Origin of the sequence: Streptomyces sp. NPDC056128 (genome assembly GCF_042263835.1) — a bacterium.
Classification (GTDB): Bacteria; Actinomycetota; Actinomycetes; order Streptomycetales; family Streptomycetaceae; genus Streptomyces.
This window is the reverse complement of the sequence record NZ_JBHJVQ010000001.1, coordinates 46988-70752: the sequence shown is the minus strand read 5'-3', so window position 1 is coordinate 70752 and position 23765 is coordinate 46988. Positions and strand designations below refer to the sequence as shown.

Here is a 23765-nt window from a genome sequence, read left to right as displayed (position 1 = left end):
TCGCGACACTGTGGGACATGGACGGACAGGTGTTTCTGGCGTACGACTATCCGCTGCTCAGCGTCTTCTGGTCGCTGCTCTGGTTCTTCCTGTGGATCATGTGGTTCATCCTGCTCTTCCGCATCGTGACCGACATCTTCCGCGACGACGACCTCGGTGGCTGGACCAAGGCGGGATGGATGGTGTTCGTCATCGTCCTGCCCTTCGTCGGCGTCCTCGTCTACGTGATCGCCCGGGGCAGGGGCATGGGCCGCCGTGAGCACACCCATGTACGGGCCCGGCAGGAGGAGATCGACGACTACATCCGCAAGACGGCGGGGAGCGGGCACGGGCGGAGCGGCAGCGTGGACGAGCTGGCCAGGCTCTCCGAGATCCGTGCCCGCGGCGACATCACGGAGGACGAGTTCCGCAGGGCGAAGGAGCTGGTGCTCAGCGGCTCCGGGCCGGCCGGACCGGAGGAGGCACGATGACCGCGACCCACGGCGCACGCGCGCACACGTCCCGGGGGGCGCTGGCCGGCGGGCTGACGGCCTTCGCGGGCGTGATGCTGATGATCTCGGGTCTGCTCGGGATCTTCCGGGGCATCATGGCGATCGCCGAGGACGACGTGTTCGTCACGACGCCCGAGTACGTCTTCCGGTTCGACCTCACCGGCTGGGGCTGGATCCATCTCGCGCTGGGCGTCGTGGCGGTGCTCGTCGCGCTGGGTCTCTTCCGCGCCTCGCTGTGGGCGCGGGTGGTCGGGGTCGGCGTCGCGGCGCTCGTCCTCATCGCGAACTTCCTCTCCCTGCCCTACTACCCGGTCTGGTCGATCGTGGTGATCGCGATGTCGGCGTTCATCATCTGGGCGCTGTGCGTGGTCCGGCAGGACGAGTGAGCCGGCCGCCCCTCAAGGGCGGTGCGCCGCCGCGTCCTTGGTCAGCTGGACGGCCGCGAGCAGGGTGAGGCCGGGTGCCGCCTCGCGCAGCGTCTTGACGGCCCGCACGGAGTCGACGGGGCCCTCGTGGCCGGCCGCGGCGAGGCGTTCGTGGACCCAGCGGGCGCGCAGCTCCGCGTCGGAGGCCGCGGCGGCCCGCTCGGCGACGGCGGCGGCCGCCTCCAGGCCGGGCCGTTCCTCGGGCGTCGCCGTGGCGAGCGCCTGGCGGATCCCGTGGGCGATGACGTCGGCGTCGCGCAGGACGAGGACGTTGAGTTCCGGTGGCTTGCTAAGTCCGAACATGCGGTCATCGTCGATGCCACGGCCCGTCCGGATCAAATCGCTTGAGGAGTTCCTGAGCCAACGCGCCCGTGTCCGTTTCCTTCAAGACCCGGGCGGCGCACCCTGCCTACGGTGGCGCCATGACCGCACGATTCAACGCCATCAGCCTCGTCGTCTCCGACATGTCCGCCTCCGTGGCCTTCTACCGCCGGCTCGGCTTCGCGTTCCCCGACGGCTGCGAGGGGCAGCCGCACGCGGAGGCCGAACTGCCGGGCGGCATCCGGCTGCTGCTCGACACCGAGGAGTCCGTCCAGTCCTTCATGCCCGGGTGGCAGCCGCCGGCCGGGGGCGGGCGCCATTCGCTCGCCCTGCTGTGCGACACCCCCGCCGAGGTCGACGCGCTCTACGCCGAACTGACCGCCGCCGGCTGCCACGGCGAGCAGAAGCCGTGGGACGCCGACTGGGGCCAGCGGTACGCGGTACTGGGCGACCCCGACGGCCACGGTGTGGACCTGTTCGCGCCGCTAGCCGCGGCCGCCGAGTAGTTCGCCAGGGGTGACGCCGGCCAGTTCCCGCACGTCCCGCGTCAGATGGGCCTGGTCCGCGAAGCCGGTCCGGGCGGCCGTCTCGGCGAGGGGCGTGCCGGCGCGGGCCAGGGCGAGGGCGCGTTGCAGGCGCAGGACCCGGGCCAGGGTCTTGGGGCCGTAGCCGAAGGCGGCCAGGGAGCGCCGGTGCAACAGGCGCGCGTCGATGCCGAGTTCGTCGGCGGTGGCGGCGACCGGGCGGCCCGCGTCGAGGGCGGCCACGATCCGGCGCAGCAGCGGGTCGGGGGGCGCCGCCTCGGCGGCCCGGGACAGCGCGGCCTCCTCCAGTCCGCTCGCCGGGTCGGCGGCCGCGTTCACCCGCGCGGTCAGCTGCCGGGCGCGGGCGGCCGGCCAGAGGTCGGTGAGGTCGACGCGGCGGTCGCGCAGCTCGCCGGCGGGGACGCCGAGGAGCGCGGGGGCGGTGCCGGGCGGGAAGCGGACGCCCGCCCAGGGGGCCGGGGTGCCCTCGGTGACGTGGGCGCGGGTGTCGGGTCCGGCGACCAGGAGGCGGCCGTCGTGCCAGAGCAGGTCCATGCAGCCGTCGGGCAGGACCCGTCCCGGTTCCGGCTCGGTCGGGGTGTTGGTCCACACCACGGCGCCGGTCAGGCGGGAGGCCCGTTCCGCGTACACGCGTGCCAGGTTACGCCGGTGTCCGGTACTCCTGCGGGCTGACGCCGTACACCCGCTTGAAGGCGGTGGACAGGGCGAAGGCGCTGCCGTAGCCGACCTGGCGGGCGATCGCGCCGAGGGTGTCCTCGCTGTCGCGCAGCCGGTCGGCGGCGAGGGCGAGGCGCCAGCCGGTGAGGTACGCCATCGGGGGTTCGCCCACCAGGTCGGTGAAGCGCCGGGCCAGGGCGGCACGGGACACCCCGGACTTCGCGGCGAGGGACGCCACCGTCCACGGGTGCGCGGGGTCGTCCTGGAGCAGCCGCAGCGCGGGGCCGACGACGGGGTCGCCCAGGGCCCGGTACCAGGCGGGCGCCTCGCCGGACGGCCCGGCGAACCAGGCCCGCAGCGCGGCGATGACCAGCAGGTCGAGGAGGCGGTCCAGGACCACCTCCTGGCCGGGTTCGTCGCGCGCGACCTCCGCCATGAGCAGGGGGGTGAGCGGGTTGTCCCACGCGTCGGAGGTGAGGGACAGCAGCGGGGGCAGGGCGTCGAGGAGCCGCCCGCCGATCTCGCCCCGCACCAGGTAGCTGCCGATCAGCAGCACCGCCGCGCCGTCGGGCCGGTCGCCCCAGGCGCGTACGCCGAGGTCCATCGAGCCGTTGAGGGGCCGCCCGTCCGGGTAACTGCACGCCCCGCCCGGCAGGATCACCGCCTGCGGGGCGGTGGCCGGGTCGTCGGCGCAGGTGTACGGCTCGGGCCCGCGCGCGACGGCGAGATCACCGGCCCGCAGCCGCACCCGCTCCCCCGCGTCCGGCACGACCCAGGCGTCCCCGCGGACCACGAGCATGACCGTCAACGGCGCCCGGTCCTCGACCCGCACGGCCCACGGCGGATCGAAGCAGGCACGGATCATGAACGCCCCACGAGCCCGGGGGCCTTCCAGCAGACCGGCGAGTGCGTCCATGACGGGACAGCGTAGACGCACGCACATGCGGCCGAGCCGTTCGACGATGGGAGCGGGCGACACCCGGCAGTTGACTGAGGTCATGACACAGACGAGCAGGCGAGAGAAGACGACGATCGTCGTGACGGGGGCCTCCGGGCGTACCGGACGGCGGGTGGCCGAGGCGGCGCGGGCGGGCGGGCACGCCGTGCGGGCGGCGTCCCGGGCGACCGGCTTCGACTGGTGGGACCGGTCGACCTGGGCGGACGTCCTGCGCGGCGCCGACGCGGCCTACCTGGTCCATCCCGCCGATGTCGGCGCCCCCGACGCCGCCGACACGGTCGGCGCGTTCGCGCGGGAGGCGGCCGGGCTCGGCGTACGGCGGCTGGTGCTGCTGTCGGCGCGGGGCGAGGAGTGGGCGCGGCCCGCCGAGGAGGCGCTGGCGGAGGCGGGGGCGCACTGGACGGTCGTGCGGTCCGCGTGGTTCGCGCAGAACTTCAGCGAGGGCCCGCTGGTCGCGGAGGTGCGCGAGCGCGGGGAGCTGGTCTTCCCGGCCGGCGGGGTCCCGGAGCCGTTCGTGGACCTGCGGGACGTCGCGGAGGTTGTGGTGGCGGCGCTGACCTCCAGTGACCGGTACGCCGGGCGGATACTGGAGGTCTCGGGGCCCCGGCTGCTGACCTTCGGGGAGGCGGTCGCGGAGATCGGGAAGGAGACGGGCCGCGCGCTGACGTACCGGGCGGTCTCGGCGCGGGAGTACGGCGAGAACCTGACCGCCTTCGGCGTGCCCGAGGAGGAGGCCGCGTTCCTCGTGGAGCTGTTCGGCTCGCTGCTCGACGGCCGCAACGCCCATCTGTCGGACGGCGTCGAGGAGGTGCTGGGCCGGGCGCCGAGGGACTTCGGGGACTTCGTCCGCGAGGGCGCGGCGACGGGGACGTGGGACCCGGAGCGGTCCGGCGGGGCCTAGGTCTGCCGCCTTGACGGATGACGCGTCTGCGTAGGTCGGACACGGGCGTATGCGGCCTGGGCATGGGTGCTGCGGTTGTGCCTGCCCGGGAGACAGCGGATTCTGTAGGGGACGAACGGGGCTGGTGTGGCGCCATGAGCGCATGGAATACGGACCAGAGTGCTGACTTTCGTGGCCCTCTCGACGTCACCAGGGCGGCCACGGTGGTCGCCGACGCGCAGAACACGGTCATCGGATGGAGCCTCGGCGCGGAGCGGCTCTTCGGCTACCCGTCGCAGGAGATCGTCGGCCGCCCCCTGACCACGTTCCTGCCGCCCGGCCCGACGCCCTCCCTCCCCCCTCTCCTCCCCCACTACCGGGGGAACGACGTACGCGCCGCCCGGCACCGGGACGGAACCGAGGTGATCGTCGCCGTCGACGGGTGCCCGCTGCCGGGCGCCGGAACGGCGGTGCGTGTCCTCGTCGCGACGGAGCTGAAGGATCTCCGGCTCTGGGACTCCCGACTGGCACTGTTGCACGGACTGGCCACCCAGTCCCCCGTCGGCCTGGCCATCTACGACGCCGATCTGCGCCTGACCTGGTGCAACACGGCCTTCGAGCGGGAGATCGGACGACCGTTCGCCGAGTTCCGCGGCCTCCGGGCCGATGAGCTGTACTCCGACGGAAGATTCGTGACCAAGGGGCATCCGCCCACGCTCGACGCGGTCATGCGTCACGTACTGGACACCGGCGAGCCCTTTCTCGACCTGCACTTCCAGGGCCGCCCGCCGAGCGATCCGGCCACGGAGCACCTCTGGTCCTGTGCCTACTACCGGCTCCAGGACGCCGACGGCCAGGTCGTCGGAGTGTGCGAGGACGCGTTCGACATCTCCGATCGGTACAGGGCGCAGCGGCGACTGGCGCTGCTCGTCGAGGCGGGTCGGGGGATCGGAACCGCCCTCGACGTGGTGGTCACCGCTGAGAAGATCACCGAGGTGTCGGTACCGGCCTTCGCCTCCACGGTCACGGTCGACCTCGCGCGGGTGGTCCTGGAGGGCGAGGTACCGGCCACCAGCGGCACCGCGGCCATGCCTCTGGTGCGGGTGTCCGCCCGCTCGGCCGAGGGGGCGGACACCGGGCAGCCCGACACCGCCCGCTCACCCGTGGAGTACGCCGCCGGTTCGCCGCAGGACCGCAGCCTCTCCTCGGGCGGCCTCGTGCTCGACAACACGACCCTGGTCGTACCGCTTCGGGCCGGGAACGGCCTGCTGGGACTCGTCACCTTCATTCGCGACGCGGAGTCGGCCACCTTCGACGGCGGAGAAGTCGCACTGGCCGACGAGTTGGTCGCCCGCACGGCTGTGTCCATCGACAACGCCCGCCGGTTCACCCGTGAGCGCACCGCCGCCCTGGCGCTGCAACGTCAGTTGCTGCCGCAGCAGCTGCCCGAGGCGTCAGCCGTCGACCTGGCCTACCGCTACCTTCCCACGGATGACGTGACAGGAGTCGGTGGTGACTGGTTCGACGTCATTCCGCTCTCCGGGACCCGGGTCGGACTCGTGGTCGGGGACGTGGTCGGTCACGGCCTGCAGGCAGCCGCCACCATGGGGCGGCTGCGTACGACCGTACGCGCGTTCGCCCAGATGGACATGGACCCCGTCGAGCTGCTGTCGCGACTCGACGATCTGGTGGCGCAGTCGGCGGAGGAGCAGTGGGGCGGGATGGGTGTGCCGGACAGCACCCATGCGGATGTGACCACGGGAGCGACCTGCCTGTACGCGGTCTACGACCCGGTTTCGCGACGCTGTGTCATGGCGAGGGCCGGGCACCTGCCACCGGCGGTCGTCGACCCGGAGGGCCGGGTGACCTTTCCGGATCTGCCGGCCGGCCCGCCCCTGGGTCTCGGCGGCCTGCCGTTCGAGTCCCTGGAGATCGAACTTCCGGTGGGCAGCCTGCTGGCCCTCTTCACCGACGGTCTGGTCGAGGCCCGCGACCATGACATCGATCACGGCCTCGACACCCTGGGGCAGGTACTCAGCGACCGGCACGCCCCCCTCGAAGAACTGTGCGACCGTGCCGTGGCGGAGCTCGTGCCGAGCGCCTCGACGGCAGACGACACCGCCCTGCTGCTCGTCCGTACCCGCGAACTCGACACTTCGCAGGTCGTCGAATGGGAACTGCCCGCCGAACCGGTCGCCGCGGGCCGCGTCCGGGACCTTGCCACCCGACAACTGCACCACTGGGGCCTTGAGGAACTGTCCTTCACGACCGAGCTGGTCGTCAGCGAACTGGTGACCAACGCGGTCAGATACGCCGAAGGACCGATCCAGGTACGGCTCATCCGGGACCGCACCCTCTTGTGCGAGGTCGCCGACGCGGGCCACACGTCCCCGCATCTACGCCACAGTGGCGAGGACGACGAGGGTGGGCGCGGCCTGTTCATCGTGGCGCAGCTCGTCCAGAGGTGGGGCACCCGCTACTCCCACTCCGGCAAGACCATCTGGACCGAGCAGGCCTTTTAGCGTTGCCCGGTGCCCGCGCGGACGACGCCGGTCACGAGGCCTCCGGCTTGTCGTGGTTCGCGGGGGGTGTGTGCTTCGCGTGGGTGCGCAGGCGGGCCGTGACGTCCTCCGGGGGGAGGAAGCGGGACCAGCGTTCCGGGAACTCCGAGGGCATGTCGGGGTCCGACTCGCCGCTGGCGGAGGCGCGGGCCACGTAGTCGGCGACCTGGGCCTGGCGCAGCCGCTCGTTTGCCTCGCGGGCCGCGGCGGTGGCGGCGGCCGGCCAGACCCGGTCGATGGCCGCGTTGACCGCGGCCCCGACGAGCACCGCGAACGCGGACACACCGATCCACAGCAGCACGGCGACCGGCGCGGCCAGCGAGCCGTAGATCGTGGGGCCCTCGACGGTGCTGGTGAGGTAGATGCGCAGCAGGAAGCTGCCCAGCACCCACATGCCGAGGGCGACCAGCGCGCCGGGCACGTCCTCGATCCACGGCGAGCGCACCGGCACGGAGACGTGGTACAGCGTGGTCAGGAAGGCCACTGACAGGAGGATCACGACCGGCCAGTACAGGACCTGCACGACCGTCGTCGACCAGGGCACGATCCGCACCACCGCGTCCGGTCCGGCCACCATCAGCGGCAGCGCGATGGACCCGATCAGCAGCGCCACCAGGAAGAGCAGGAAGGCCATCAGGCGGGTCTTGACGATCCCCCGGACGCCGTCGAGGCCGTACATCACGGTGATGGTGTCGATGAAGACGTTCACCGCGCGGGAGCCCGACCACAGGGCGAACAGGAAGCCGATGGAGATGACGTCGGGCCGGCCGCCCTTCATCACGTCGTCCAGGATCGGCTCGGTGATCTGCTGGACGCCCTTCTCGGAGAGCACGGCGCGGGAGGCGTCCAGGATGTTGTTGCGCAGGCTCTCGGTGGTGTCGGCGCCGATCCAGGAGTCGACGTAGCCGAGCAGTCCCAGCAGGCTCAGCAGCAGGGGCGGCACCGACAGCAGCGTGAAGAACGCGGCCTCGGCGGCGAGGCCGAGGATGCGGTACTCCATGCACGAGTTGACCGTGTCCTTGAGCAGCAGCCAGGCGGTCCTGCGTTTGGAGACGTTCCGGTACAGGACCCGGGCACGATGAAGCCGGCCGGAGGGCCGTTCGGGGGATTCACTTGCTGGCTGCACGACCTAAAGGTATCCGCCGCCGGGGGTCGCACTCATCCGCGGACGCCCACCGACCGGTGCCGACTCCGCGCAGGTCCCCGGCACGATAGGTTCACGTTCATGGCAGGCAGCACCCACACCGTGACGAATCAGGCGCCGCCGCTGGTCGGCCACGACGTCTTCACCGGCGACCGGGCCCTGACGGCCGCCGTCGAACGGCACCTGGCACCGGAGCTGCGCGAGGAGGCGCTGGCCGAGCTGTCGGGCCTGGGCCGCAGCTGCGGGTCGCTCCAGACGCAGGAGTGGGGCGAGCAGGCCAACACGAACCCGCCGGTCCTGCGCACCCACGACCGGTACGGCCACCGCGTCGACGAGGTCGACTTCCACCCGGCCTGGCACCGGCTCCTCGGCAAGGGCGTCGCGGCCGGTCTGACCGCGGCCTGGACCCGGCCGGGCGGGCACGTACGGCGCGCGGCCGGGTTCCTCATGTGGACCCAGGTGGAGGCGGGCAACTGCTGCCCGCTGTCCATGACGCACGCCGCCGTGCCGGCCCTGCGTGCCGACCCGGACCTGGCCGCCGAGTGGGAGCCGCGGCTGACCTCGCAGGTGTACGACCGCGAGCTGCGGCCGGCCCGGCTGAAGGCCGGCGCCCTGTTCGGCATGGGCATGACGGAGAAGCAGGGCGGCAGCGACGTACGGGCGAACACCACGTCGGCGCGGCCGCTGGCCGAGGACGGCACGTACGAGCTGACCGGGCACAAGTGGTTCTGCTCGGCCCCGATGTCGGACGGCTTCCTGGTGCTGGCGCGGGCCCCGGGCGGGCTGACCTGCTTCCTCGTCCCGCGCGTGCTGGCCGACGGCACCCGCAACGTGTTCCTGATCCAGCGGCTCAAGGACAAGCTGGGCAACCGGTCCAACGCCTCCGCCGAGGTCGAGTTCGACGGCACCTGGGCCCGCCGGGTGGGCGAGGAGGGGCGCGGGGTGCCCGCCATCATCGACATGGTGGCGGCGACCCGGGTCGACTGCGTGCTGGGCTCGGCGGGTCTGATGCGGCAGGCCGTGGCGCAGGCGGTGCACCACTGCGGGTACCGGGAGGCGTTCGGCGCGAAGCTGGCCGACCAGCCGCTGATGCGCAACGTCCTCGCCGACCTGGCGATCGAGTCGGAGGCGGCGACCACCCTCGCGCTGCGGCTGGCGGCGGCCCAGGACGCCGCGGGCGACGGCGACGAGCGGGAGCGGGCGCTGCTGCGGCTGGCGGTGCCGGCGGCGAAGTACTGGGTGACGAAGCGGTGCGCTCCGGTGGTGGTGGAGGCCGCCGAGTGCCTGGGCGGCAACGGCTACGTCGAGGAGTCCGGCATGCCCCGGCTGGTGCGCGAGTCGCCGCTCAACTCGGTCTGGGAGGGCGCCGGCAACGTACAGGCGCTGGACGTGCTGCGGGCGCTGGGGCGGGAGCCGCTGGCGATGGACGCGTACCTGACGGAGGTGGGCCTGGCGCGCGGCGCCGATCACCGGCTGGACGCGGCGATCCGGGGCCTGTTGACGGAACTGGCGGACCTGGCGGACGCCGAGGGGCGGGCGCGGCGGCTGGTGGAGCGGCTGGCGCTGGTGCTCCAGGGCTCGCTGCTGGTCCGGTACGCGCCGCCGGAGGTGGCCGACGCGTTCTGTGCCGCGCGGCTGGGCGGCGACGGGGGCGCGGCCTTCGGCACGCTGCCGCCGACCCTGGACCTGGCGTCGGTGGTGGAGCGGGCCCGGCCGGGGGCCTGATCCGGCCAGGTGGTGCGGAGGTGGTGCTGCGCCGACACGGCACCACCTCCGCCACACGGGCCTGTTCAGGCCGCGTACGCCGCTCGGGGCGGCGTGGTTCAAGTCTGGCCATCCGCCCGGCCGTCCACCAGGGTTGCAGGGGGTTGCAACTTGCTGTCGGTTGTGTGCGGACTGTGCCCTCACTAGTACGGGCAAGCGGTCATTATGAGACGAACATCCGGCTTCCGGGAGGACGAGGACCTGTGGCGCTCTCGCCGATGGACGTGACGCAGTTCGCCGCGGTCGACGCGGCGCGTGCGGCCCGGATGCTCAGTGAGGTCCGCTCCGCCAGACTCTCCGGCGGACAGGCCCCGGTGGCGCCGCGGCCGGTGATCGAGCAGTCCTGGGAGCGGGTGCTGCGCAGCGGCGTCGATCCCGACCACGACGTCCGCTCCGGGCTGCTGTCGCCGGAGGAGGTGCGGCGGCGGCGCGAGTCCTCGGGGCTGCGGCACGTGCTGCCGGTGCTGCGGGAGGCGCTGCTCTCGGTCGCGGACGTCGCCCACCACATCATGGTGGTCGCCGACGAGGACGGCCGGGTGCTGTGGCGGGAGGGCAGCGCGCCGGTGCTGCGCAGGGCGGACGGGCTCGGGTTCGAACTCGGCGCGGACTGGCGGGAGGAGGTCGTCGGCACCAACGGCGTGGGGACGCCCGCGGTGACCCGGCGGCCCGTACAGGTCTTCGCCTCCGAGCACTTCGTCCGGTCCCAGGCGACCTGGACCTGTGCCGGGGCGCCGATCACCGACCCGCGCAGCGGCCGGCTGCTCGGCGTGGTCGACGTGAGCGGGCCGCTGGAGACGATGCACCCGGCGACGCTCGCCTGGGTCGACTCGGTGGCCAAGCTCGCCGAGGCCCGGCTGCGCGAACTGCACGCGCGGTCGCTGGAGCGGCTGCGGGCGGTGGCCGCGCCGGTGCTGGCCCGGCTGGAGGGGCGGGCGCTGGTGACGGACCGGAACGGCTGGACGGCGGCGGTGACGGGGATGCCGTACGTGGACCGGGTGGCGCTGCCCAAGTCGCCGGAGGCGGGGACGAGGTGGCTGCCGGCGGTCGGGGCGTGCACCGTGGAGCCGCTGGCCGGGGGCTGGCTGGTGCGGGCCGCCGAGGGGCCGGTGCCGCGGGGTGCCACCCGGATCGTGCTGGACCTCGGAGAGCCGCGCCGCTGGTCGGTGCGGGTGCTGGGCGGAGCGGGGGAATGGACCCGGGAACTGAGTCCCCGGCACGCCGAGTTGCTGTACCTGCTGGCCGTGCACCGGGGCGGTCGCAGCGCCGCGGGCCTGGCCGAGGACGTGTTCGGCGACCCGGCCCGCACGGTGACGGTACGGGCCGAGATGTCCCGGGTCCGCAGGTATCTGGGCCCGTACCTGGAACACCGGCCGTATCGTTTCTGCGAAGCCGCGGAGGTGGAGCTACTCCTCCCACCCGACCCCCGCGACCTGCTCCCCCACTCCACGGCTCCGGCGGTCCGGGAGGGCCGGGCGACGCTGGGCGTGCCTTGACGCACGCGGTATCCCGGCAAACGCCCCGGTTGGCCGTAAAGACGGGTTGATTTCGCATAATTGCAACGTCCGCGTCCGCGGACCCCGCCGACTGCCGTAGCATCCTCTACGGACCGTCCCATCCGCTCCTCGGTCAACGCGTCCACCGTCGAGCGCAGTTGGTCCGGTGTCCGTGGAGGTTCCATGAAGCATCGCGGCAGACACCGCCGGCGCAGGCGGGGACGGGCGCTGCGCGCGGCCCTGACCGGGGCGGCCCTCGCCCTGACCGGCGCCGCCACGCTGATCAGCGCCTCGCAGGCCACGGTCGCCGACGACCCCGGCACCCTCAAGCCCCTCACCTCCGCCGCCGAGACCGACGCCCTGCGGCTCACGGAGCACCGCGTCCCCGGGCCCTGGCTCGACCGGCTCTCCGACGCCATGGGCGAACCGGTGGGCGTCGACGCCGTACTCGACTCCGCCGACCGCACCCTACGCGACGCCGCCGACTGCACCGCGGGAGAGAAGGAGTCGCTGCCGGTCTCCCCCGCAGCCACCCGCGCCTACTGCTGGGACGAGGCCGACACCGAGGGCTGGCTGCCCGGCGCGGTCACCACCTCCGGGGACGCCGACGAGGACGGGACCTGGGGCGCCCACCGCGTCATCGTCTCCGCCTGGTCCCGCGACGACGGCACCCCCCAGGGGGGCCTCGCCCGGGTCTCGTTCGTCGACGCCGACGACCCCGACCACCTCGGCTACACCTCGGCACTCCTCGCCGTCCCGGTCGACGGCGGCCACGACTACCGGGGGCTCGCCTCCCCCGTCACCGGCATGGTCTGGTACCAGGACAAGCTGCTGGTCACCACCGCCGCCGGGGACCGCGACGCGCTGTACGTGTACGAGGTGGACCGCGTCCAGCGCGCCACCACCGCGGCCTCCGCCGTCGGACGGGTGCCGGGCGGCTGGGCCGCCAACGGACACCGCTACGTTCTGCCCGCCGTCGCCTCCTACCGCCTCCCCGACACCGACGACGCCGCACGGCCCGGCGCGATCTCCCTGGACCGCGGCACCAGCCCCGACAGCCTGGTGGCGAGCGAGCGGGTGGCCGCGGACGGCGACCGCCCCACCCGGCTGTGGCGCTACCCGCTGAGCACCGACCCGGACCGCACCGGCCTCCCGGCCACCGACTCCGCCGGACGCGTGGCCGCGGTGGAGGCGTACGAGACCGGGGCGGCCGAGGTCGGCGGCGTGCTGTCGCACCGCCCGGCGGGCGCCGACCGCGCCGACTGGTACCTGGACCGCGCGGCCGGCGGCCACGACGGACGCGGCACCCTGTGGCGCCAGGACACCGAGGGCGCCCGGGCCACCGAGTGCGGCTCCGACGGCTCGCAGCGCTGCTGGAGCGGACAGGCGGGCTCCCTCTCCTACTGGGCGCGGACCGGCGAGGTCTGGTCCCAGTCCGGCAGCATGCTGTTCGCCCTGCCGCTGAGGTCGATCGAGGACGCGCTCGACTGATCTGCGCGGCGAGGGGGGCCGCCCGCCCGGGAAGGGAGGCCGCCCGCCCGGGATCGACAGATCCGCGAACCGGATGATTCCCTGACCGGCATGACCAACATCGCCGTGACCACCTGGTCCCTGGAGCAGACGGCGCCCACCGACCTGCTGCCGGCCGCCGCCCCGGAGGGGGACGTGCGGATCGTCCGCTCCGCGGTGCCCTCCCCCGAGTTCAGCCGCTTCCTCTACGCCTCGGTCGGCGGCGACATCCGCTGGACGGACCGGCTCGGCTGGAGCCACGCCCGCTGGCGGGAGCACCTGGACCGGCCCGGCGTGGAGACCTGGGTCGCGTACGACCGGGGCACGCCCGCCGGGTACGTGGAGCTGACGGCCGGCGACGACGGCGTGGTGGAGATCGAGTACTTCGGACTGCTCCCCGCGTTCCGCGGCCGGCGCATCGGCGGCCACCTCCTCTCGTACGGCACCGCCCGGGCGTGGGACCTCGCGGAGCGCTGGCCGGGGCTGGCCACGACCAAACGGGTGTGGCTGCACACGTGCAGCAAGGACGGCGAGCACGCCATGGACAACTACCAGCGCCGCGGCTTCCGCCTCTTCGACACCAAGGTCGAGGAGGAGGCCGACGTGGCCACGCCGGGGCCCTGGCCTGGGGCGTTCCCCGCCTGATCCCCGCCCGATCCGCGCCCGGTCCCCGCCTGCTCCCCGCCCGACCGGCCGGCCTCCCGCCCGGCGGGCGCCCGCTGTGATCCACAACACCCTTGTCTCGCTCTACGGGACAAGGGTGTCCGCATCTTGGACGAAGCTGGACTGTGTCCAGATCGCCGTGCCAGTCTTCCGTCATGCCTGGAACTGGAATTGCCTTGGTGAGTCGGCGGCACGTCGACCTCGGCCGCATGTCCAGCGCCATCTGTCCGGCCCGCTGAGAGCCCCCTCCAGCACTACCGGATTCCCCGCATCAGCCTCCGCCCGCGCAAGGACGCGCATGTCTGCCATGCGCCCGTGCGCGCAGGCCAGAGCCGCTTTCCGTCTGCCTTGAAGGACGTGTCACACCATGGCCGCCACGCCACCCGAGCCTTCCGCCGCGACCCCCCGCCGCAAGGTGAGCCGTCACCGCGGTGAGGGCCAGTGGGCGGCGGGTCACTTCACCCCGCTCAACGCCAACGAGCAGACCAAGAAGGACGACGACGGTCTCAACGTACGGACACGGATTGAGACGATCTACTCCAAGCGGGGTTTCGACTCGATCGACCCCGGCGACCTGCGCGGACGTATGCGCTGGTGGGGGCTGTACACCCAGCGCAAGCAGGGCATCGATGGCGGAAAGACGGCCGTCCTGGAGCCGGAGGAGCTGGACGACAGCTACTTCATGCTCCGGGTCCGCATCGACGGCGGCGCGCTGACCACCGCGCAGCTGCGGGTCGTCGGCGAGATCTCGCAGGAGTTCGCGCGCGGCACGGCCGACATCACCGACCGGCAGAACGTCCAGTACCACTGGATCCGGATCGAGGACGTGCCCGAGATCTGGAACCGCCTGGAGGGCGTCGGCCTGTCCACGGTGACCGCCTGCGGCGACACGCCCCGCGTGATGATCGGCTCCCCGGTGGCGGGCATCGCCGAGGACGAGATCATCGACGGCACGCCGGCGCTGGAGGAGATGAAGCGCCGCGTCCTGAACAACCCCGCGTACTCGAACCTCCCCCGCAAGTTCAAGACCGCGATCTCCGGGTCGCCGGTCCTCGACGTCGTGCACGAGATCAACGACGTGGCGTTCGTCGGTGTGGACCACCCCGAGCACGGGCCGGGCTTCGACCTGTGGGTCGGCGGCGGTCTGTCCACCAACCCCAAGCTGGGTGTGCGCCTGGGTGCCTGGGTGCCGATCGACGACGTCCCCGACGTCTACGAGGGCGTCATCTCGATCTTCCGCGACTACGGCTACCGGCGGCTGCGCAACCGCGCCCGCCTGAAGTTCCTGGTCGCCGACTGGGGCGCGGAGAAGTTCCGCCAGGTCCTGGAGGACGAGTACCTCGAGCGGAAGCTGACCGACGGCCCGGCGCCCGCCGATCCCACCAGCCGCTGGCGCGACCACATCGGCGTGCACCGGCAGCGCGACGGCCGTTTCTACGTCGGTTTCGCCCCGCGCGTCGGCCGCGTCGACGGCACCATCCTGACCAAGGTCGCGGACCTGGCGGAGGCGCACGGCTCGGGCCGGGTCCGTACGACCGTCGAGCAGAAGATGATCATCCTCGACGTCGAGGAGGGGCGGGTCGACTCCCTGGTGGAGTCCCTGGAGGCGCTCGACCTCACCGCCCGGCCCTCCAGCTTCCGGCGCGGCACCATGGCCTGCACCGGCATCGAGTTCTGCAAGCTTGCCATCGTCGAGACCAAGGCGCGCGGCGCCTCCCTCATCGACGAGCTGGAGCGCCGCCTCCCCGACTTCGACGAGCCCCTCACCATCAACCTCAACGGCTGCCCCAACGCCTGCGCCCGCATCCAGACCGCGGACATCGGCCTCAAGGGCCAGCTGGTCCTGAACGACCGGGGCGAGCAGGTCGAGGGCTACCAGGTGCACCTGGGCGGCGCCCTCGGCCTGGAGCCCGGCTTCGGCCGCAAGGTGCGCGGCCTGAAGGTCACGGCGGAGGAGCTGCCGGACTACGTGGAGCGCGTCCTCAAGCGCTTCGAGGCCGAGCGCGAGGACGGCGAGCGCTTCGCCACCTGGGCGGCCCGCGCCTCCGAGGAGGCCCTGTCATGACCGAGCGTGCCGCGCCCTTCTACTGCCCCTACTGCGGTGACGAGGACCTGCGTCCGCACGAGCAGGGCCACGGCGCCTGGGAATGCGCGGCGTGCAACCGCGCATTCCAGTTGAAGTTCCTCGGCCTGCTGACCCGGGGACTTCAGCCCAACTCCACGGGAGGGGAACCGATATGACCGCGGTTCGGGAAGAGCGTACGACCGACGAACTCAAGGCCCTGGCCGAGCGGGCGGGCCGCGAACTGGAGGACGCCTCCGCCCTGGAGATCCTCCAGTGGGCGGCCGACACCTTCGGCAGCCGCTTCTGCGTGACCTCCTCGATGGAGGACGCGGTCGTCGCCCACCTCGCCTCCCGCGCCCTGCCAGGAGTGGACGTCGTATTCCTCGACACCGGCTACCACTTCCCGGAGACTATCGGCACCCGGGACGCGGTGGAGGCCGTGATGGACGTGAACGTCATTACGCTCACCCCACGCCAGACCGTCGCCGAGCAGGACGCCGAGTACGGACCCAGGCTGCACGACCGCGACCCCGACCTGTGCTGCGCGCTGCGCAAGGTCAGGCCGTTGGAGGAGGGGCTGGCCGGCTACCAGGCCTGGGCGACCGGACTGCGCCGCGACGAGTCCGAGACCCGGGCGAACACCCCCGTGGTCGGGTGGGACGAGAAGCGGCGGAAGGTGAAGATCTCTCCCATCGCCAAGTGGTCACAGGAAGATGTGCAAACGTACGTCGACGAGCACGGCGTCCTCACCAACCCGCTGCTCATGGACGGCTATGCCTCCGTGGGCTGCGCGCCGTGCACCCGCCGTGTGCTGGAGGGCGAGGACGCCCGCTCCGGACGCTGGGCGGGCCTCACCAAGACCGAGTGCGGACTGCACGGCTGACATGACGACGACCACCGGACCATCGAGTTTCAGGGAGAACCACGTGACGACCGGAGCCACCGTCTGGCTCACGGGCCTGCCCAGCGCCGGGAAGACCACCATCGCCCACGAGCTGGCCGGCCGCCTGCGCGAGGAGGGCAGGCGCGTCGAGCTGCTCGACGGCGACGAGATCCGCGAGTTCCTCTCCGCGGGCCTCGGCTTCGACCGCGCGGACCGGCACACCAACGTGCAGCGCATCGGCTTCGTCGCCGAACTCCTCGCCCGCAACGGCGTCACGGCGCTGGTTCCGGTGATCGCCCCGTACGCGGACAGCCGGGACGCGGTCCGCGAGCGCCACGAGGCGAACGGCACGGCCTACGTGGAGGTGCACGTGGCCACCCCGGTCGAGGTGTGCTCGGTGCGTGACGTCAAGGGCCTGTACGCCAAGCAGGCCGCGGGTGAACTGACCGGGCTGACCGGCGTCGACGACCCGTACGAGCAGCCCCTCAAGCCCGATCTGCGCATCGAGTCGCAGCACCAGACCGTTCAGGAGTCCGCCGCGGCGGTCCACGCCCTGCTCACCGAAAGGGGACTGGCATGACGACGTCCGTGGCGGCCGTGGCGGAGGGCACCGACAGCCCTTACGCCCTCTCCCACCTCGATGCTCTCGAGTCCGAGGCGGTGCACATCTTCCGTGAGGTGGCGGGTGAGTTCGAGCGGCCGGTGATCCTGTTCTCCGGCGGCAAGGACTCCATCCTCATGCTGCACCTCGCGCTCAAGGCGTTCGCGCCCGCGGCGGTGCCGTTCTCGCTGCTGCACGTGGACACCGGGCACAACTTCCCCGAGGTCCTCGACTACCGCGACCGCACCGTCGAGCAGCACGGGCTGCGGCTGCACGTCGCCTCCGTCCAGGACTACATCGACCGCGGTGTGCTGCGCGAGCGTCCGGACGGCACCCGCAACCCGCTGCAGACCCTGCCGCTGACCGAGAAGATCCAGGCCGAGAAGTTCGACGCCGTCTTCGGCGGCGGCCGCCGCGACGAGGAAAAGGCCCGCGCCAAGGAGCGGGTGTTCTCGCTGCGGGACGAGTTCTCCCAGTGGGACCCGCGCCGTCAGCGCCCCGAACTGTGGAACCTCTACAACGGCCGCCACGCCCCCGGCGAACACGTCCGCGTCTTCCCGCTGTCCAACTGGACCGAGCTGGACGTGTGGCAGTACATCGCCCGCGAGAACATCGAACTGCCCGCCATCTACTACGCCCACGAGCGCGAGGTCTTCGCCCGCTCCGGGATGTGGCTGACCGCGGGTGAGTGGGGCGGGCCCAAGTCCGGCGAGAGCGTGGAGAAGCGGCTGGTGCGCTACCGCACCGTCGGCGACATGTCCTGCACCGGCGCCGTCGACTCCGACGCCGACAGCATCGAGAAGGTCATCGCCGAGATCGCCGTCACCCGGCTCACCGAACGCGGCGCCACCCGCGCCGACGACAAGATGTCCGAGGCCGCGATGGAAGACCGCAAGCGCGAGGGGTACTTCTAGACATGACCCGCACCACCGAACCCACCGGGGCCCTGTCGGTCTGGCAGCTGTCCGAAACCACTTTGCTGCGGTTCGCCACCGCCGGCTCCGTCGACGACGGCAAGTCCACCCTCGTCGGACGCCTCCTGCACGACTCCAAGTCGGTCCTCACCGACCAGCTGGAGGCCGTGGAGCGGGCCTCCGCGAGCCGCGGCCAGGACGCCCCCGACCTCGCCCTGCTCACCGACGGCCTGCGCGCCGAACGCGAACAGGGCATCACCATCGACGTCGCCTACCGCTACTTCGCCACCCCCAGGCGCCGGTTCATCCTCGCCGACACGCCGGGGCACGTGCAGTACACGCGGAACATGGTCACCGGCGCCTCCACCGCGGAGCTGACGGTGATTCTGGTCGACGCCCGCAACGGGGTCGTGGAGCAGACCCGCCGGCACGCGGCGATCGCCGCTCTGCTGCGGGTGCCGCACGTCGTCCTCGCCGTGAACAAGATGGACCTGGTCGACTACCGCGAGCCCGTGTTCGCCGCGATCGCCGAGGAGTTCACCGCCTACGCCACCGAGCTGGGCGTCCCCGAGGTCACCGCGATCCCGATCTCCGCGCTGGCCGGGGACAACGTGGTCGAGCCGTCGGCGGTCATGGACTGGTACGGCGGACCGACGGTGCTGGAGCACCTGGAGACGGTGCCGGTCAGCCACGACCTGGCGCACTGCCACGCCCGGCTGCCCGTCCAGTACGTGATCCGGCCGCAGAGCGCCGAGTATCCCGACTACCGGGGCTACGCCGGGCAGATCGCCGCGGGCACCTTCCGCGTCGGCGACGAGATCACCGTCCTGCCGTCCGGGCGGACGTCGAAGGTGTCCGGGATCGACCTGCTGGGGGTGCCGGTCGAGGAGGCCTGGACGCCGCAGTCGGTGACGCTGCTGCTCGAGGACGACATCGACGTCTCCCGCGGCGACCTGATCGTGCCGCGCAAGGACGCCCCGGCCACCAGCCAGGACGTCGAGGCCACCGTCTGCCATGTCGCCGACGCGCCGCTCACCGTCGGCCACCGGGTCCTGCTCAAGCACGGCACCCGCACCGTCAAGGCGATCGTGAAGGACATCCCGGCCCGGCTCACGCTGGACGACCTGTCCCTGCACCCGCACCCCGGGCAGCTCGTCGCCAACGACATCGGCCGGGTCACCATCCGCACCGCCGAGCCCCTGCCCGCCGACTCCTACGCCGACTCCCGCCGCACCGGGTCCTTCATCCTCATCGACCCCAGCGACGGCACCACCCTCACCGCCGGCATGGCCGGTGAGTCCTTCGCCACGCCGGAGCCGGTCAAGGAAGAGGCGGACGAAGACGGGTGGGACTTCTGAGTATGAACTCCCCTGATTTCTACTCCACGTTCGCCAAGGAGGGCGGCCGCGTCGGCAGCGGCGCCCTCGGCAGCGGGCAGGGCGGAGTGGCGCGATGTGCGCGCTGACGTACGCGCACTGCCTGCGCGCCCACACCCCCCACCCGCACAGCCGAAGACAAGCCGACCTCCCGGCCACGACCTGACACCTCGGACCAACCGACAGGCGTGAGAGCCGGACCAACGAGAGGAACACCTCCCGTGCCTGCCACCACCGCTCTGCGCCGCACCGTCGCGGTCCTGGCCGCCTTGCCGCTGCTGGCCCTCGCCGCCTGCGGGTACGGCTCCGAGGCCGAGAAGGACGACGGGGCCAAGGTCGCCGCCGGTGCCGAGAAGATCGACGGACTGGACTCCGTCCGGATCGGGTACTTCGGCAACGTCACCCACGCCACGCCGCTGGTCGGCAATCAGAAGGGCTTCTTCCAGAAGGCCCTGGGCGCCACCGAGGCCAAGTACGCCACGTTCAACGCCGGACCGTCCGAGATCGAGGCGCTGAACTCCGGCTCCATCGACATCGGCTGGATCGGCCCCTCCCCCTCGATCAACGGCTACACCAAGTCCGGCGGCAAGAACCTGCGCATCATCGGCGGTTCGGCGTCCGGGGGCGTGAAGCTGGTGGTGAACCCGGACAAGATCAAGTCGCTGAAGGACGTCAAGGGCAAGCGCATCGCCACCCCGCAGCTCGGCAACACCCAGGACGTGGCCTTCCTGCACTGGATCGCCGAGCAGGGCTGGAAGACCGACGCGCAGAGCGGCAAGGGCGACGTGACCGTCGTCCGCAGCGACAACAAGGTCACCCCGGACGCCTACAAGTCCGGCTCGCTGGACGGCGCCTGGGTGCCCGAGCCGACCGCGTCCAAGCTGGTCGCCGAGGGCGGCAAGGTGCTGCTGGACGAGTCGACGCTGTGGCCGGACAAGAAGTTCGTGATCACGAACATCATCGTGTCGCAGAAGTTCCTCAAGGAGCACCCGAAGGCGGTCGAGGCGGTGCTGAAGGCGTCGGTCGAGACCAACGAGTGGATCAAGGCCAACCCGGACGAGGCCAAGGCCGCCGCCAACAAGCAGCTGGAGAAGGACACCGGCAAGGCCCTGCCCGCCGACGTCCTCGACCCGGCGTGGAAGTCGATCCAGCTCACCGACGACCCGCTGGCCGCCACCCTCGACGCCCAGGCCGAGCACGCCGTCAAGGCCGGCCTGCTCGACAAGCCCGACCTCAGCGGCATCTACGACCTCACCCTGCTCAACAAGGTCCTCAAGGCCAAGGGCAAGCCCACCGTCGACGACGCCGGACTCGGCGCCCAGTAAAGCCCGGATCCGACCGTTCCCCAGGAGGTGACGACCATGGCCACGACCACGACCCTCGCCAAGGCCGCCGACGGCACCGAGTCGGCCGTCCACGCCGCCCGTATCGAGCATGTCTCGAAGTCCTTCGCGGGCCCCACCGGGCAGCAGCTCGTGCTGGACGACATCACCCTCGATGTCGCGCCCGGCGAGTTCGTCACCCTCCTGGGGGCCTCCGGCTGCGGCAAGTCCACGCTGCTCAACCTGGTGGCGGGCCTGGACCGGCCCAGCACCGGCGAGATCACCACGGACGGACGCCCCGCCCTGATGTTCCAGGAGCACGCCCTGTTCCCGTGGCTCACGGCGGGCAAGAACATCGAACTCGCCCTGAAACTGCGCGGCGTGCCCAAGGCAGAGCGCCGCGACAAGGCGGAGGAACTCCTCGAACTCGTCCGGCTCAAGGGCGCGCACGGCAAGCGCGTCCACGAGCTGTCCGGCGGTATGCGCCAGCGGGTCGCGCTCGCCCGGGCGCTGGCCCAGGAGAGCAAGCTGCTGCTGATGGACGAGCCGTTCGCGGCGCTGGACGCCATCACGCGGGACGTGCTGCACGACGAACTGACCCGCATCTGGCGCGAGACCCAGCTGTCCGTCCTGTTCGTCACGCACAACGTGCGCGAGGCCGTCCGCCTCGCCGAGCGCGTGGTGCTGCTGTCCTCCCGCCCCGGGCGCATCGCCCGCCAGTGGACGGTCGGCATTCCGCAGCCGCGCCGCATCGAGGACACCGCCGTGGCGGAGCTGTCCGTCGAGATCACCGAAGAACTGCGTGGGGAGATCCGCCGTCATGGCCAGCACTGAGACCACCACGCCCGCCAAGGACGCGGGAGATCTCGCCGGTCTGGAGGCGGGCCTCGACGCGCTGGAGACCCGGCAGAAGGCCCGTACGCCCTTCCGGCAGACCTTCGTGGAGAAGATCCTGCCGCCCACCGTCGCCGTGCTGCTGGTGCTCGCGGTGTGGCAGGGCCTGGTCTCCTTCAAGATCGTCGACGACCCGACCAAGCTGCCGGCCCCGGCGGACGTGTGGCGGGTGGCGCAGGACGCCTGGCTCCAGGGCGAGTTGCTCGGCTACATCTGGACCAGCGTCTCGCGCGGACTCTCCGGCTTCCTGCTCGCCCTGGTGATCGGCACCCCCCTCGGGCTGCTGGTCGCCCGCGTCAAGGTCGTCCGCGCCGCCATCGGACCCATCCTGTCCGGCCTCCAGTCCCTGCCCTCGGTCGCCTGGGTACCCCCCGCCGTCATCTGGCTGGGCCTGAACAACTCGATGATGTACGCCGTCATCCTCCTCGGCGCCGTCCCCTCCATCGCCAACGGCCTCGTCTCCGGCGTCGACCAGGTCTCCCCCCTCTTCCTGCGCGCCGGCCGCACGCTGGGCGCGACGGGGCTGAAGGGCACCTGGCACATCGTCCTGCCGGCCGCGCTGCCCGGCTACGTCGCCGGCCTCAAGCAGGGCTGGGCGTTCTCCTGGCGCTCGCTCATGGCCGCCGAGATCATCGCCTCCTTCCCCGACCTCGGGGTGGGCCTGGGCCAGCTGCTGGAGAACGGCCGCAACGCCAGCGACATGGCCATGGTCTTCGAAGCCATCCTCCTCATCCTGATCGTCGGCATCGCCATCGACCTGCTCATCTTCAGCCCGCTGGAGCGGTGGGTACTGCGCAGCCGCGGCCTGCTGGTGAAGAGCTGAGGTACGACATGTCCGCGCCGGTCCTTCTGGTCATCGCCCACGGCAGCCGCGACCCGCGGCACGCCGCGACCGTGCACGCCCTGGTCCGCCGGGTCAGGGCGCTGCGACCCGACGTACGGGTGGAGACGGGCTTCCTGGACTTCAACGTGCCCTCCGTGCCGGGTGTGCTGGAATCCCTGGCGACGGAGGGGGTGCGGGACGTGGTGGCGCTGCCGCTGCTGCTGACCCGCGCCTTCCACGCCAAGGCGGACATCCCGGCGGTCCTGGCGGACGCGCCGCCGCGGCTCAGGATCCGTCAGGCGGAGGTGCTCGGCCCCTCGCCGCTGCTGCTGGCTGCGCTGGAGCGGCGGCTGTACGAGGCGGGCCTCACGCCCGCCGACATGTCCTCGACCGGGGTCGTCCTGGCCTCGGCGGGGTCCTCCGACCCGGAGGCGATCGCAGTGATCGCAGAAATCGCGCGGGAGTGGCGGCGTTCCGGTTGGTGCGCCGTGCGGCCTGCGTTCGCCTCCGCATCCCTCCCCCGCACCGAGGACGCCGTACGGGAGCTGCGCGCCCTGGGCTGCGCACGCGTCGCCGTCGCCCCGTACGTCCTCGCGCCCGGCCGCCTGCCGGACCGGATCGCGCGGTGCGCGGCCGGGGCGGACGTACTGGCGGACGTCCTCGGCCCCTCCCCGGAGGTGGCGCGGGTCCTGCTGGAGCGGTACGACGCGGCGCGGACGCCGGTACTGGCGGCGGTCGGGGCCTGAGGCAAGCCCGCAGCCCCGCCCCTAGGGACCGGTCATCTCCACGAGTTTGACGACGGTGTTCCAGTTGCGGGTGGTGGCGACCAGGCCCTTGTTCACGCGGGGCCGCGCGAGGGCCTCGGCGAGCTTGGAGCGGCCGAGACCGTCGGGCGCGTAGAGGTACAGGGCGCGGTCGCCGAGGCGGAACTCCTCCGGGAGGAAGGCCGGCGCGTCGACCGACGCGAAGCGCTCCGCGTCCACGGGGGCGGAGAAGTAGGTGACGTGCAACTGCTTGGCCTCGAGTTCGGCGGCCGGGAAGGGGCACGCCTCGGCGACGGCCTCCAGATAGGCGTGGTCGCGCACGATCACGTCCACGGTGAAGCCGAAGCGCTTCTCGACCGCCCCCGCCAACTCGGCGGCCAGGGGCTCCTCGTCCCCCTGCGCGGCGGCGAAGACGGCCTGCCCGCTCTGCAGATGCGTGCGCACGGCGTCGTGGCCGAGGTCCGTCAGAAGCGCGCGCAGGTCGGCCATCGGGAGCTTCCGCGCCCCGCCGACATTGACCCCGCGCAGCAGCGCCGCGTACATCGTCGTCATGGGCACACCCTAGAACGGCCGTCGTGCCCCGTGGGGGCGGGCACGACGGCCGGGTCCGCACGACGGCGAACGTGCGCGCCACTCTCGCCGATGCGGCGTGCGGGGTTCAACCACTACACGCACCTGTGACTTAAACAACAAGCCTGCGAAAAGGTTCCGG

General features: G+C 72.3%; 25 protein-coding genes. 20 read left to right on the top strand and 5 right to left on the bottom strand.

Features of this window, described 5'->3' with window-relative positions:
- The first annotated feature begins 17 nt into the window (after positions 1-17).
- The gene (locus ACFC1X_RS00325) at positions 18-470 is read left to right on the top strand and encodes an SHOCT domain-containing protein (protein WP_376347376.1); all 453 of its coding nucleotides are present in this window, start codon (positions 18-20) and stop codon (positions 468-470) included.
- Entirely contained in the window at positions 467-877 is a 411-nt protein-coding gene (locus ACFC1X_RS00320; protein ID WP_376347374.1) for a hypothetical protein, read from the top strand. Before ACFC1X_RS00325 ends, ACFC1X_RS00320 begins: the two co-directional genes overlap by 4 nt.
- 12 nt (positions 878-889) lie before the next feature.
- On the opposite strand, the gene ACFC1X_RS00315 is transcribed toward ACFC1X_RS00320, so the two are convergent.
- Positions 890-1219, bottom strand: coding sequence for a hypothetical protein (locus ACFC1X_RS00315; RefSeq protein ID WP_376347372.1), 330 nt, complete (start codon positions 1217-1219; stop codon positions 890-892).
- A gap of 119 nt (positions 1220-1338) precedes the next feature.
- Here ACFC1X_RS00315 and ACFC1X_RS00310 point away from each other — a divergent pair, with 119 nt between their 5' ends.
- Positions 1339-1743 carry a VOC family protein gene (locus tag ACFC1X_RS00310; protein WP_376347370.1) on the top strand — a complete coding sequence of 135 codons (405 nt, stop codon included), beginning with the start codon at positions 1339-1341 and terminating at the stop codon, positions 1741-1743.
- On the opposite strand, the gene ACFC1X_RS00305 is transcribed toward ACFC1X_RS00310, so the two are convergent.
- Together ACFC1X_RS00305 and ACFC1X_RS00300 are read right to left on the bottom strand one after the other, a co-directional pair.
- Positions 1723-2412, bottom strand: a complete 690-nt coding sequence (locus ACFC1X_RS00305) for a helix-turn-helix domain-containing protein (protein ID WP_376347368.1) — start codon at positions 2410-2412, stop codon at positions 1723-1725. The genes ACFC1X_RS00310 and ACFC1X_RS00305 overlap by 21 nt on opposite strands.
- A 10-nt stretch (positions 2413-2422) precedes the next feature.
- Complete coding sequence (locus tag ACFC1X_RS00300; RefSeq protein ID WP_376347366.1) at positions 2423-3355, bottom strand: AraC family transcriptional regulator; 933 nt, start codon at positions 3353-3355, stop codon at positions 2423-2425.
- Positions 3356-3437: 82 nt separating this feature from the next.
- Between ACFC1X_RS00300 and ACFC1X_RS00295 the strand changes: the two genes are divergently transcribed.
- Entirely contained in the window at positions 3438-4298 is an 861-nt protein-coding gene (locus ACFC1X_RS00295) for an NmrA family transcriptional regulator (protein WP_376347364.1), read from the top strand.
- Positions 4299-4432: 134 nt separating this feature from the next.
- Positions 4433-6799, top strand: coding sequence for a SpoIIE family protein phosphatase (locus tag ACFC1X_RS00290; protein WP_376347362.1), 2367 nt, complete (start codon positions 4433-4435; stop codon positions 6797-6799).
- A 31-nt stretch (positions 6800-6830) separates the two neighbouring features.
- Here ACFC1X_RS00290 and ACFC1X_RS00285 read toward each other — a convergent pair whose 3' ends face one another.
- Positions 6831-7964 (bottom strand): YihY/virulence factor BrkB family protein, encoded by a 1134-nt coding sequence (locus tag ACFC1X_RS00285; protein WP_376347360.1) that lies wholly within the window; start codon positions 7962-7964, stop codon positions 6831-6833.
- A gap of 99 nt (positions 7965-8063) precedes the next feature.
- On the opposite strand from ACFC1X_RS00285, the gene ACFC1X_RS00280 reads away from it, so the two are divergent.
- The 15 genes from ACFC1X_RS00280 to ACFC1X_RS00210 all read left to right on the top strand — a co-directional run bounded on the left by ACFC1X_RS00280 (position 8064) and on the right by ACFC1X_RS00210 (position 23035).
- Positions 8064-9707 (top strand): acyl-CoA dehydrogenase family protein, encoded by a 1644-nt coding sequence (locus ACFC1X_RS00280; RefSeq protein ID WP_376347358.1) that lies wholly within the window; start codon positions 8064-8066, stop codon positions 9705-9707.
- A 242-nt stretch (positions 9708-9949) separates the two neighbouring features.
- Positions 9950-11239: a GAF domain-containing protein gene (locus tag ACFC1X_RS00275; RefSeq protein ID WP_376347357.1), complete on the top strand. Its 1290-nt coding sequence runs from the start codon at positions 9950-9952 to the stop codon at positions 11237-11239.
- A gap of 183 nt (positions 11240-11422) precedes the next feature.
- The gene (locus tag ACFC1X_RS00270) at positions 11423-12730 is read left to right on the top strand and encodes a hypothetical protein (RefSeq protein ID WP_376347356.1); all 1308 of its coding nucleotides are present in this window, start codon (positions 11423-11425) and stop codon (positions 12728-12730) included.
- Between the two features lie 90 nt (positions 12731-12820).
- A complete protein-coding gene (locus ACFC1X_RS00265; RefSeq protein WP_376347354.1) occupies positions 12821-13393 on the top strand; it encodes a GNAT family N-acetyltransferase in 573 nt (190 codons plus the stop codon).
- Between the two features lie 173 nt (positions 13394-13566).
- Positions 13567-13650, top strand: a complete 84-nt coding sequence (locus tag ACFC1X_RS00260) for a putative leader peptide (protein ID WP_310887545.1) — start codon at positions 13567-13569, stop codon at positions 13648-13650.
- Positions 13651-13778: 128 nt separating this feature from the next.
- On the top strand, positions 13779-15476 hold the full coding sequence (sirA, locus tag ACFC1X_RS00255; RefSeq protein WP_376347352.1) for a sulfite reductase SirA: 1698 nt from the start codon (positions 13779-13781) through the stop codon (positions 15474-15476).
- A complete protein-coding gene (locus ACFC1X_RS00250; RefSeq protein ID WP_376347351.1) occupies positions 15473-15652 on the top strand; it encodes a hypothetical protein in 180 nt (59 codons plus the stop codon). Before sirA ends, ACFC1X_RS00250 begins: the two co-directional genes overlap by 4 nt.
- Positions 15649-16359 (top strand): phosphoadenylyl-sulfate reductase, encoded by a 711-nt coding sequence (locus ACFC1X_RS00245; RefSeq protein ID WP_376347349.1) that lies wholly within the window; start codon positions 15649-15651, stop codon positions 16357-16359. The genes ACFC1X_RS00250 and ACFC1X_RS00245 overlap by 4 nt, the downstream gene beginning before the upstream one ends.
- Positions 16360-16402: 43 nt before the next feature.
- Entirely contained in the window at positions 16403-16939 is a 537-nt protein-coding gene (gene cysC, locus ACFC1X_RS00240) for an adenylyl-sulfate kinase (RefSeq protein WP_376347347.1), read from the top strand.
- Complete coding sequence (gene cysD / locus ACFC1X_RS00235) at positions 16936-17874, top strand: sulfate adenylyltransferase subunit CysD (protein WP_376347345.1); 939 nt, start codon at positions 16936-16938, stop codon at positions 17872-17874. The genes cysC and cysD overlap by 4 nt, the downstream gene beginning before the upstream one ends.
- 2 nt (positions 17875-17876) lie before the next feature.
- On the top strand, positions 17877-19232 hold the full coding sequence (locus ACFC1X_RS00230; protein WP_376347344.1) for a sulfate adenylyltransferase subunit 1: 1356 nt from the start codon (positions 17877-17879) through the stop codon (positions 19230-19232).
- Positions 19233-19471: 239 nt separating this feature from the next.
- A complete protein-coding gene (locus tag ACFC1X_RS00225; RefSeq protein ID WP_376347342.1) occupies positions 19472-20575 on the top strand; it encodes an aliphatic sulfonate ABC transporter substrate-binding protein in 1104 nt (367 codons plus the stop codon).
- Positions 20576-20611: 36 nt separating this feature from the next.
- Positions 20612-21406, top strand: coding sequence for an ABC transporter ATP-binding protein (locus tag ACFC1X_RS00220; protein WP_376347341.1), 795 nt, complete (start codon positions 20612-20614; stop codon positions 21404-21406).
- A complete protein-coding gene (locus tag ACFC1X_RS00215; RefSeq protein WP_376347339.1) occupies positions 21393-22289 on the top strand; it encodes an ABC transporter permease in 897 nt (298 codons plus the stop codon). The genes ACFC1X_RS00220 and ACFC1X_RS00215 overlap by 14 nt, the downstream gene beginning before the upstream one ends.
- A gap of 8 nt (positions 22290-22297) precedes the next feature.
- Positions 22298-23035, top strand: coding sequence for a sirohydrochlorin chelatase (locus ACFC1X_RS00210; protein ID WP_376347337.1), 738 nt, complete (start codon positions 22298-22300; stop codon positions 23033-23035).
- Positions 23036-23056: 21 nt separating this feature from the next.
- On the opposite strand, the gene ACFC1X_RS00205 is transcribed toward ACFC1X_RS00210, so the two are convergent.
- The gene (locus ACFC1X_RS00205) at positions 23057-23605 is read right to left on the bottom strand and encodes a DUF1697 domain-containing protein (protein WP_376347335.1); all 549 of its coding nucleotides are present in this window, start codon (positions 23603-23605) and stop codon (positions 23057-23059) included.
- Between the last annotated feature and the right edge of the window lie 160 nt (positions 23606-23765).